Source organism: Burkholderia sp. Ac-20392 (genome assembly GCF_017104585.1).
Taxonomy (GTDB): Bacteria; Pseudomonadota; Gammaproteobacteria; order Burkholderiales; family Burkholderiaceae; genus Burkholderia; species Burkholderia lata.
On the sequence record NZ_JAAGPB010000061.1, the window covers coordinates 17,785 to 28,041 of the forward strand.

A 10,257-nucleotide genomic window follows, 5' to 3' on the forward strand; every position below is an offset into this window, starting at 1 on the left:
GGGCCGCAAGCGGCTTCGGGCCGGTTGTCGCATGGCCGGCCGGCGACCGCCTGACGGGCATCCCCGGCGCGCGCAGGAAAGGACGAAAAAAAGGGCACGGTCGGCGCCAAGCGCCGGCGTGCCCGCATGGAGAATCCCGGATGGAGGGTGCGACGGGGCCCGTCGGGCCCCGTTTCAGGTCAGAAACGCGTGCGGATGCCCGACGTCAGTTCGAGCTGGTTCTTCGCGCCGAACGTCGACGACACCGTGTAGCCGCCGTGCAGCTTCATGTAGTCGCCGGCCAGATACACCTCGGTGCGCTTGCTCAGGTGATAGAACACCGACCCGTAGATCGTTTCCTTGAAGCCGTTGGCGACGCCGTTGGTCAGGCTGAACGCGCCGAGGTTCGCGTTCGGCGTGAAGCCGTCGGCGTTGTTCGCGGCGTTCTTGACGCGCATCTGCTGGTAGCCGAGCTCGTAGTCGAGCGCACCGGGGGGCGCCACCTTCACCGACACGGTCCACGAATCGTCGTGGCGCTGGCCGAGCGAACCCTGGTCGCCGTTGTAGCGGAAGTAGCCGGCATTCAGGCGCACGATGCTGAACGTGTAGTTGCCGCCGACCGAGAACGTCTGGTTCGTGAAGCCGCCGTTGTTCACGTGGTTGTAGAAGCCCGACACGTTGAACGGCCCGCCGTTGTAGCCGAGCGCGACCTGGTACGCGGAGCCGGTCGCGAACGCGGTCGAGTTGCTGAACTGGTAGCCGGCGCTCGCGAAGATGCCGTTGCTGAACAGCTTCTTCCACGCGATGCCGTTGTTGTAGCGCGTGCCGGTCGGGCTGGCCGCGTAGAAGATCATCTGCTTGAAGTTGTTCGAGTTGGTCCAGCCGCCTTCCTCGGTGCTCAACTTCGCGGAGCCGTACGGATCGCCGTAGATCGCCGCCGCGTCGCGCGCGATGGTGTTCTGGAAGCCGGCAGTCAGCTTGCCGAAGCGGTCGTCCTCGATGCCGACCCACGCATCGCGGTCGAAGATCTGGCCGTTGTCTTCCATCTGGCCGTTCGCGACCACGTATTCGCTTTCGAGGCGGAAGATGACCTTCGTGCCGCCGCCGATGTCCTCGGCGCCGCGCAGGCCCCAGCGGCTGCCGCTGAACCACGGCTCGCCTTCGTTGCCCATGCCGATCACGTGATTGCCGTTCGCGTCTGCATGGGTCCGGTAGGTCGGAAAGCTCAGGTCCATCAGGCCGTAGAGCTGCACGCTCGACTGCGCATGCGCCTGGGTGCCGGCGCACAGGCCAGCCGCCGCGATGGAAAGGGCAAGGGTTTTTCGTTTCAAGATCGTCTCCTCCGAGCTGCCGCATTGAAATCTGGTCGTTGGCAGTACGTAATGTATGCCGACTCTTGCCGGCCACAGCGAGAGGGCCGACGCATAGCATCGTAGAGGGGGCAATCCTTCACGACGCTTTCCCGGACGCAAGAATCGGATCGGTGAAAACACCGAACGCGCAATAATCACGAATCGGGCAGGCGTGCGGAAGCAGGCAAGCCGGAGGCGCCGGCATGCGTCGATGACGTTTCGTGCTACGAATCGGTATTCAGGGCTCGCAAAGGCGCCCGTCAGTCCTGCGTGCTCTTCATGCGCAGGATGTAACCCAGCCCGCGCAGCGTGATGATCTCGGCCGTGCTGCCTGCGAGATGCTTGCGCAGCCGGTGGATGTAGATGTCGATCGCGTCGGCGCTCGGCTCGTCGTCGAGCGCGAACACGCTGTCCATCAGGCGCGCCTTCGACACCGTCTTGTTCTGCTGCAGCATCAGCGTTTCGAGGATCGCGTGCTCGCGGCGGCGCAGCGCGAGCACCGTTTCGCCGCAGCGGAATTCGCGTGTGCCGAACGCGTAGACGAGATCGCCGCACACGAGCTGCGTCGTGCCGACGCCGGCCTGCCGGCGTATCAGCGCGCGAATCCGTGCGACCAGCTCGCGCGATTCGAACGGCTTCACGACGTAATCGTCGGCGCCCGCGCCGAAGCAGTCGACCTTGTCGTCGACCGAGCCGTGCGCGGTCAGCATCAGCACCGGCACGTTGTCGTTGCGGCGCCGCAGCCGCGCGAGCACCTCCTTGCCGCTGATGCCGGGCAGGCGCATGTCGAGCAGCACCGCGTCGTAGCGTTCGGTCTTCAGCACCGTATCGGCGCGTTCGCCGTCGCCGACGGAGTCGACCGCGAAATCCTCGCCGCGCAGCAGGTTCACGATCCAGTGCGCGAGTTCGGCGTTGTCTTCGACCAGCAGGAGTTTCATGACGGCGTTCTCTTCAATCGTAGGCGGGCAGCCGTACGGTCACGACGATACCGCGATTGCCGGCCCCCGGCGCAAGCGACGCACTGCCGCCGTGCGCCTGCGCGATCTCGCGGACGATCGCGAGCCCGAGGCCCGAGCCCTCGGTATCGGCCGACACGCGATAGAACCGCTTGAACACGTGCGGCCGCGCTTCGGCCGGGATGCCGGGGCCGTTATCGACCACGTCGAGCACGATCGCGTCGCCGTCGCGGCGGGCGCAGACCGTCACGCAGCCGCCCGGCTGCGTGTAGCGCACCGCGTTGTCGACGAGGTTCATCACCAGCGCGGTCAGCAGGCTGTCGCTGCCCGCGACGTCGAGCCGCTCGCCGAGGTCGGCGCCGAGGTCGATATTGCGCCGCTGCGCGAGCACGATCGTTTCCTCCAGCACGCTCGACACCACGGCCGCGAGATCGACGCGATGGGTCAGCAGCGTCGACGGCGTCGCCTCCGCATGCGCGAGCAGCAGCAGCTTGTCGGTCACGTCGGCCATCTTGCGGCTGCTGCGCTGCATGCTGTCGAGCACCGCTGCGAGCTCCGGATCGTCGTGCCCGCGCCGTTGCGCGTACTGGATCTGCGTGTCGAGCACCGCGATCGGCGTGCGCAACTGGTGAGCGGCGTCCGCGATGAAGCGGCGCTGCGTGGCCGTGTGCATGTTGAGCCGCGCGATGCACTGGTTGATCGCGTCGACGATCGGCCGCAGCTCGTTCTGCAGCCGCTCGGGACGGATCGGCTCCAGCTCCATCGGCCCGCGGTCGGCCACGTCGTCCTTCAGCTTCATCAGCGGGCGCATCTCGAAGGTGAGGCCGAGGTACACGAGCCCCATCGCGAGCATCAGCATCAGCGACAGGCGCACGAGCTGCGGCCGCCAGATCGTGGCGACCATCGCGCGGTGCGAGCGCGTCGTCTTCGCGACGACCACCGTGACCGTCTCGACGTGCCCCTCGTCGTACAGCTGGCGATCGTAGGCCACCGCGCGCAGCGGCACGCCGTCGAGCGACGTGTCGTACAGCGTCGGCTCGATGCCGTGCCGCGCGGGCAGGTCCAGCGCCGGCGTGCCTGCGAGCAGGCGGTCGTGGCCGTCGATGACCTTGTAGAACACCGAATCGCGCGACGGCGACTCGAAGATCTCGAGCGCGGCCGGCGGCACGTCGGCGACCGGCAGCCCGTTGCGCCATTCGATGTCCTCGCCGATCGTGCGTGCGGACGCGACGAGCGCGCTGTCCTGCACGAGCGCGGCCGTGGTCCGCGCGGTGTCGTACGACATCGCGCCGGCGATCAGCATGAACACCGCGAGCGGCAGCAGCAGCCACCACAGCAACCGTCCGCGCAGGCTGTGCGCCATCCTGTTGCGCTCCTTCTCCGAAATGCCGAACCGCGCCGGGAGCGCCGGCGCGGTCGGGAGTGTCATGTCAGGCGTCCGTCTGCGGCGTTCAGAACGCCGCGGGGCGCCACTTCAGCAACCGCTTCTCGAGCCATGTCAGCAGGTAGTCGGCGGCCAGCGCGACCACGGCCAGCACGATCATCGCCGCAAATACGCCGCTTGCGTTGAACGCGCCCTGGGCGGTGGAGATTAGCAAACCGATGCCCTGCTTGGAACCCAGGAATTCGCCGACGACCGCCCCGACCAGCGCGAAGCCGAAGCTCACGTGCAGGCTGGCGAGAATCCAGCTCAGCGCGGACGGGATCACGACCGCCGTGGTGATCTGCCGGCGCGACGCGCCGAGGATCTGCGCGTTCGCGATCAGGTAGCGGTCGGCTTCGCGCACGCCCTGAAACGCATTGCCGAACACGACGAAGAACACCATCACGACGGCCAGCGCGATCTTCGACGCCATCCCGAGGCCCAGCGCGATCACGAAGATCGAGCCGAGCACGACGCGCGGAATCGAGTTCGCGATCTGGATGTACAGGCCGAACACGTCGGCCATCAGCTTGTTGCGGCCGAGCACGATCCCGCAGATCACGCCGGCGACCGAGCCGATCAGGAAGCCGATGCCGGTTTCCTCGAGCGTGACCCACACCTGCGTGAGCAGCGGGCCCTGCGACGTGCCGTTCACGAACCAGTCCTGGATCTGGTCGAAGATCAGCGACGGCATCGAGAAGAAGAACGGATCGATCCATTTGAGTCGTGCGGCGAGTTCCCACCCGCCGAGCACGATCACCAGCACGGCGATCCGCAGCGTGACGATCAGGTTGCGCCGGCGGCGCAGCCGGCGTTGCGCGGCGCGCTCGTCGTCCTCGAGCGTCGTTGCCGGAATGGCGGTGGGGGGAAGCGTCATGTCGGTCATGCTCCTGTCCTTGCTGTCCTTGCCTTGAGCGTATGCGTCAGCCGATCTGCACTTCTTCGCGCAGGTCGTGCCAGATGTCCTTGGAAATTTCGATGAAGCGCGTGTCGTAGCGGATCTCCGACGTGACGCGCGGGCGCGGCAGGTCGATCTCGTACACGCGCTTGAGCGTCGCAGGCCGCGCGGTCAGCACGAACACGCGGTCGGCGAGGGCGATCGCCTCTTCCAGATCGTGCGTGACGAACACGACCGAGCCCTTGTTTGCCGACCAGAGCTGCAGCAGCTCGTCCTGCATCAGTGTGCGCGTCTGCATGTCGAGCGCGGAGAACGGCTCGTCCATCAGCAGGATTTCCGGCTGATTGATGAAGGTCTGCGCCAGTGCGACGCGCTTTCGCATTCCGCCGGACAACTGGTGCGGGTAGTGCTTCGTGAACTTGTCGAGGCCGACCTTGCGGATCCACTCCTCGGCCTGCGCGTACGCGACGTCCTTCGAGCGGCCGCGAAACAGCGGGCCGGCCGCGACGTTGTCGATCACGTTGCGCCACGGGAACACGGCGTCGGCCTGGAACACGAAGCCGATGCGCGGATCGATCCCGTCGACCGGGCGGCCCATCACGCGCACTTCGCCCGACACGGGCTTGAGCAGCCCGGTGATCAGGTTCAGCGTCGTCGACTTGCCGCAGCCGGTCGGCCCGACGATCGCGATGAACTCGCCGCGCGCGACGCTCATGCTGAAGTCGCGCAACGCGACGGTGGCCTTGCCTTCCGGCGAAATGAAGCGGCACGACACGTTGCGAAACTCGATCGCCGGTGTGCTCGGGGAGACTGCCTGGTTCATCGCATTCGTCCTGCGGGTGAGGAGAGCGTCGCATCGTGGCGACGCCGGGCCGGTCAACCGGGCCGGAACGGGGCACGCTCGGCGGCGGGATCGCCGCCGCCGGCGCTGCTACCGATGTCGCTTACTTCGCGTTCACGAAATCGTTCGTGAAGGTGCGCGCCAGGTCGATATGCTTGCCCTTCACCGACGGGTTGAACGCCGACAGCACCTTCAGCACGGTGGCCGGGCCGTCGGCCGGCATCTTGCCGTCGGCCGTGTACATCGACAGCGACGCCTTCAGCGCACTTACGTACAGCGCCTTGTCCTTCTGGTAGTCGGCCGGCATCTTTGCGGCGATCTCGTCGGCGCTGTGCGTGTGGATGAACTGCATCGTCTTCGCGAACGCGTGCGCGAGCTTGGTGGCCTGCGCCTTGTGCGAATCGGCCCAGGCCGACTGCACGTACAGGCTCGCGGCCGGATACGTGCCGCCGAGCGCCGCGCGCGTGCCGTCGACGGTGCGCATGTCGACCAGCACCTTCGCGTCGCCCATCTTCTCGAGCGCGGACACGGTCGGCTCGGTCGTCATCCCGGCGTCGATGCGGCCCTGCTTGATCGCGGCGATGAAGCTCGCGTCGGCGCCGACCGGCAGCATCGTGTACTGGGTCGACTGCACGCCGTGCTGGAGCGCGAGGTATTGCGTGAGGAAGCTGGTCGACGAGCCGAGGCCGGTCACGCCGAGCGTCTTGCCCTTCGAGTCGGCCATCGACTTGAAAGTCGGCGCGGCCTTGGTCGACACCATCTCGACTTCACCCGGCACCTGGCCGAACACGGCGATCGCCTTCACGTCCTTGCCCTTGCTCTGCAGGTCGATCGTGTGGTCGTAGAAGCCGACGACGCCCTGCACGGCGCCCGCGAGTAGCTCGTTCTCCGCGTCGACGCCGGCCGGCTGCGACAGCAGCTCGACGTCGAGCCCTTCGGCCTTGAAGTAGCCGAGCTCCTGCGTGAGCCGCGCGGGCAGGTAGATGAGCTTCGCGATCCCGCCGACCATGATCGTGATCTTGCCGCCGTCGTCGGCGAAAGCGGGGTGAGCGGCAAGCGCGCAGCTCAGGCTGGCTGCAACGGCGAGGGTGCGCAGGATGGGTCGCATCGGGTCGTCTCCGTTCGTTGTATTCGTGTGGCGCGATGCTTGCTGCATCGTCACGACGAGTATAGGGAGGCGAAACCTTCCGCTACCTTTCGCGGGCGGGCGATTCCTTTAGGGGTTTTCCAGCAACGGAGGGCCGGTGCGGAAAGCGAAAGATTTCGCCATGCGCAGTTGGTTTGTCAAACCGGTGAGATGCCGCCGAGGTCGATGCGAGTCAGATTCCCGTCCTGTGCGGCAGCAACCGACAGATTCGGTGCGATCGCGTATCTGACCGACGCATCGTCGCGCCAGATCAGGGAAAGGCAGCGTGTCACGTTGTCATAGACGACAGCCGGCTCGCGGACGTCCGCGCGACCGAGCGCATCAAACACGGCGCTGAAGGTCGGCGTATGCGGAGAAACCGGAACGGGTGGCGGCGTATCGGCTTTTTGCCAATGATCGGCATTGGTATAGAAGTCGAATGAACACAAGCGGCCCGCACCGTCGAGCATGAGCGTCAAACTGCCGGCGGTGATGACGCGACGGGTTTCGGCGTGCACGCCAAACTGGTCGTCGAGTCGGTCACGCAGGACGGAAGGCCGCGCCGTCCGATTGTCAGGCGCATGGCGAATGTCGCAGGAAAGCGTGAAGCAGTCCTCGTCCCATTGCATGTACGCGATCGCGGGCGCAACAAGCGGCGCGGCACTAACGATGATCCCGGTCATATTGGCTAACGCTTGTAGACGAAATGCAACACCGTGTAATCGCTTTCGCGAACGACGACCTCAAGCTGATAGCGAACGCCTCGGTGCGTCATCGGCGCAGGGTACTGGAAGATGCCACGATGCCCTTTGGGATCCGGTATGCGCTTGCCGTGACGAATGGCAAGTCGAAGAATGTGAACGGGCACGAAGCGCCAGGGTTCCTGCATATGCGCGAGCGGCGTGGCGGCAAAGCGCAGTTGTCTGCTTGCCGAAGCGGCGAAGCGCGTTCTGAGGCCGGATAGTGCGGATCGACCGATGATCGCGTGAGTACGGAACCCACCGATCTTCGCCATCGCGCGGGCACCCGATCGCCACACGGCACCGACAACGAAAATCGCATCGATCGGATCGATAAGCGGCGCTTCCAACGGCTTCTCGATGACCGAAATGCACGTGCCATCGAGGTCGGATATATATGCGACGCCACCGGTTTCCGTACGGTATCCGATGATGGCGTCCGATTGACTGTCAAATAGCGGCTCCGCATGAATTGGCAGATTCGACGGCCGGATTTCGAACAAGGTGGAAGATACTGGCGCGCGACCACGCCATACGTGTGCCGCTTCTGTACCCGTATAGAGCATGCTGGACGATCGACCCTCGACGAGGTCGTCCCGATGGATGAGTCCACCAGCGTATTTTTCGCGAACGCCCAAAGCAATCAGACACGTTCGAAAAGCGAGGGCGCAGCGCGAAAACCCCTCGCGCCTGACGAGTATTGCCGCCTCAGCGCCAGCCGATCAGCACGCGGCCCATCGCGTCGAGCCCCATGTCGAACAGGTGCGCCACGAACGGCACGAGGTTCGGGATCATCAGTTGCACGAGCAACAGCCCGACGAGCATCGTGACGGGAAAACCGATCTGGAACACGCCGATCTGCGGCGCCGCGCGGTTCAGGATGCCGAGCGCGAGGTTCGCGATCAGGAGCGCCGCGACCACCGGCAGCGCGAGCAGCAGCCCCATCTCGAACACGGTCGTGCCGAACCCGGCGAGCGTGCGCCAGCCGGGCGCGTGCAGCAGGTCGGCCGACACCGGCAGCGACTGGAACGACGCGGTGAGCGCGGCGAACACCTGCAGGTGGCCGTCCACCGCGAGGAATGCGAGCATCGCGACCGCGTTCAGGAAGCGGCCCATCACGGGTGTCGCGCCGCTCGTGTGCGGATCGAAGAAGGTGGCGAAGCCGAGCCCCATCGACAGCCCGATGAAGTCGCCGGCCGCCTCGACGGCCGCGAACACGATCTGCATCGTGAAGCCCATCGCGGCACCGATCAGGAACTGCGTGACGAGGATCCAGATGCCCTGCGCGGAGAACACGGTGACGTCCGGCATCGCGCCGAGCGTGGGCGCGACGACCAGCGCCATGAACGCGGCGAGGCCGATCTTCACGCGCACGGGCACCGCCGCGTGGCCGACGACGGGCGCGGTCGCGACGAGCGCGAGCATCCGCACGAACGGCCACAGGAACGCCGTGAGCCAGCCGTTGAGCTGCGCGTAGGTAACCGAGAACATCGTCGCCGGGTGGTGCGCGCGGCTCAGCCGACGCCGAGCGTCGCGACGTGCAGCAGCGTCTGCCGCAGGTAGTCGAGCATCGTCGTCATCATCCACGGGCCGGCGATCACGAGCGTCACGGCGACCGCGAGCAGCTTCGGGATGAACGACAGCGTCGCTTCGTTGATCTGCGTCGCGGCCTGGAACAGGCTCACGACGAGGCCGACCACGAGCGCGACCAGCAGCAGCGGGGCGGCCAGCAGCAGGCCGACCATCATCGCCTGGTGCGCCAGGGTCATCACTTGTTCGGGCGTCATCGTGCGATTCCTCCGCGGCTTACGTAAAGCTCTGCGCGAGCGAGCCGATCAGCAGCTGCCAGCCGTCGACCAGCACGAACAGCATCAGCTTGAACGGCAGCGACACGGTGGACGGCGACACCATCATCATCCCCATCGACATCAGCACGCTCGCGACGACCATGTCGATGATCAGGAACGGGATGAACACCGTGAAGCCGATCTGGAAGCCGGTCTTCAGCTCGCTCGTGACGAACGCGGGCACCAGCAGCGACAGCGGCACGTCCTCGGGCCCCTGCATCGGCGCGGCCTTCGAGATCTTCGCGAACAGCGCGAGATCGGTCTCGCGGGTCTGCTTCAGCATGAAGGTCTTGAACGGCGCGACGCCGCGCTGCACCGCCTGCTCCATCGGCATCGAGCCGTCGGAGAACGGCTTGTAGCCGTCGTTGTACGCGCGGTCGAGCACCGGCGACATCACGAAGAAGGTGAGGAACATCGCGAGGCCGACGAGCACCTGGTTCGGCGGCGTCGTCGAGGTGCCGAGCGCCTGGCGCAGCAGCGACAGCACGATGATGATGCGCGTGAAGCTCGTCATCATCAGCAGCATCGCCGGCAGGAACGACAGCATCGTGAGCAGCAGCATCGTCTGCACGCTCAGCGAATACGTGGTGCCGCCGTGCGGGCCCGGGCTCGCGTTGAACGCGGGCAGGCCGTTCGCCTGCGCACAGGCGAGCGCAGGAGCGAGGCAGAGGATCAGCACGGGCGCGAAGCGCGCCGCGCGATGCAGGAATGCGTGTTTCATCGGAATGCGGGGTCGGAAAGAGGGCGCGGCGCCATGTCAGCGGTCCTTGCCGCGACCGAGGCGCTTCGCGGCTTCGCCCGCGAGCGCATCGCGAAACCGCGAGCCGAACGTGCCGGGCAGGCCGCCTTCGGACGGGGCGGCGCCGGCGGATGCATCAGCGGAAGCCGGAGCTGCCGCCGAACCGGCCGGCAGCGTATGCAGCAATCGCACGTTGCCCGGCGCGACGCCGAGCACGAGCCAGGTGTCGCCGATCTCGACGATCGTCGCGCTTTCCTTCGCGCCGACCGCGACGCTCGACACAACCTTCAGCGGGCCGCCGCGGCGCGCGTGCTGGAAGCCGAAGCGGCGCGCGAGCCATGCGCACGCGAACACGA

At 66.3% G+C, this 10,257-nt stretch carries 12 protein-coding genes; all 12 read right to left on the reverse strand.

The genetic code is table 11. The features are described 5' to 3' along the window. Positions 1-179: 179 nt before the first annotated feature. Complete coding sequence (locus G3N99_RS11065) at positions 180-1,310, reverse strand: porin (protein ID WP_206122416.1); 1,131 nt, start codon at positions 1,308-1,310, stop codon at positions 180-182. 281 nt (positions 1,311-1,591) lie between these two features. Beyond that, complete coding sequence (locus G3N99_RS11070; RefSeq protein ID WP_041492705.1) at positions 1,592-2,269, reverse strand: response regulator; 678 nt, start codon at positions 2,267-2,269, stop codon at positions 1,592-1,594. A 13-nt stretch (positions 2,270-2,282) separates the two neighbouring features. Next, positions 2,283-3,650 (reverse strand): sensor histidine kinase, encoded by a 1,368-nt coding sequence (locus tag G3N99_RS11075; RefSeq protein WP_206122420.1) that lies wholly within the window; start codon positions 3,648-3,650, stop codon positions 2,283-2,285. Positions 3,651-3,738: 88 nt separating this feature from the next. Continuing rightward, positions 3,739-4,596, reverse strand: coding sequence for an ABC transporter permease (locus G3N99_RS11080; RefSeq protein ID WP_174940302.1), 858 nt, complete (start codon positions 4,594-4,596; stop codon positions 3,739-3,741). Between the two features lie 37 nt (positions 4,597-4,633). Further along, positions 4,634-5,431, reverse strand: a complete 798-nt coding sequence (locus G3N99_RS11085) for an ABC transporter ATP-binding protein (RefSeq protein WP_011350460.1) — start codon at positions 5,429-5,431, stop codon at positions 4,634-4,636. Between the two features lie 121 nt (positions 5,432-5,552). Further along, positions 5,553-6,557: an ABC transporter substrate-binding protein gene (locus G3N99_RS11090; protein WP_206122417.1), complete on the reverse strand. Its 1,005-nt coding sequence runs from the start codon at positions 6,555-6,557 to the stop codon at positions 5,553-5,555. Between the two features lie 176 nt (positions 6,558-6,733). Further along, positions 6,734-7,258, reverse strand: a complete 525-nt coding sequence (locus G3N99_RS11095; RefSeq protein ID WP_174946539.1) for a hypothetical protein — start codon at positions 7,256-7,258, stop codon at positions 6,734-6,736. A gap of 5 nt (positions 7,259-7,263) precedes the next feature. Then, positions 7,264-7,881, reverse strand: coding sequence for a hypothetical protein (locus G3N99_RS11100; protein WP_206122418.1), 618 nt, complete (start codon positions 7,879-7,881; stop codon positions 7,264-7,266). A 142-nt stretch (positions 7,882-8,023) separates the two neighbouring features. Further along, complete coding sequence (gene fliR, locus G3N99_RS11105; protein ID WP_174940300.1) at positions 8,024-8,806, reverse strand: flagellar biosynthetic protein FliR; 783 nt, start codon at positions 8,804-8,806, stop codon at positions 8,024-8,026. 23 nt (positions 8,807-8,829) lie between these two features. Further along, entirely contained in the window at positions 8,830-9,102 is a 273-nt protein-coding gene (fliQ, locus tag G3N99_RS11110) for a flagellar biosynthesis protein FliQ (protein ID WP_174940299.1), read from the reverse strand. A 19-nt stretch (positions 9,103-9,121) separates the two neighbouring features. After that, positions 9,122-9,883: a flagellar type III secretion system pore protein FliP gene (fliP, locus tag G3N99_RS11115; protein ID WP_174917331.1), complete on the reverse strand. Its 762-nt coding sequence runs from the start codon at positions 9,881-9,883 to the stop codon at positions 9,122-9,124. 36 nt (positions 9,884-9,919) lie between these two features. Beyond that, the coding region (gene fliO / locus G3N99_RS11120; protein WP_206122419.1) for a flagellar biosynthetic protein FliO at positions 9,920-10,257 on the reverse strand (338 nt) is incomplete at its 5' end.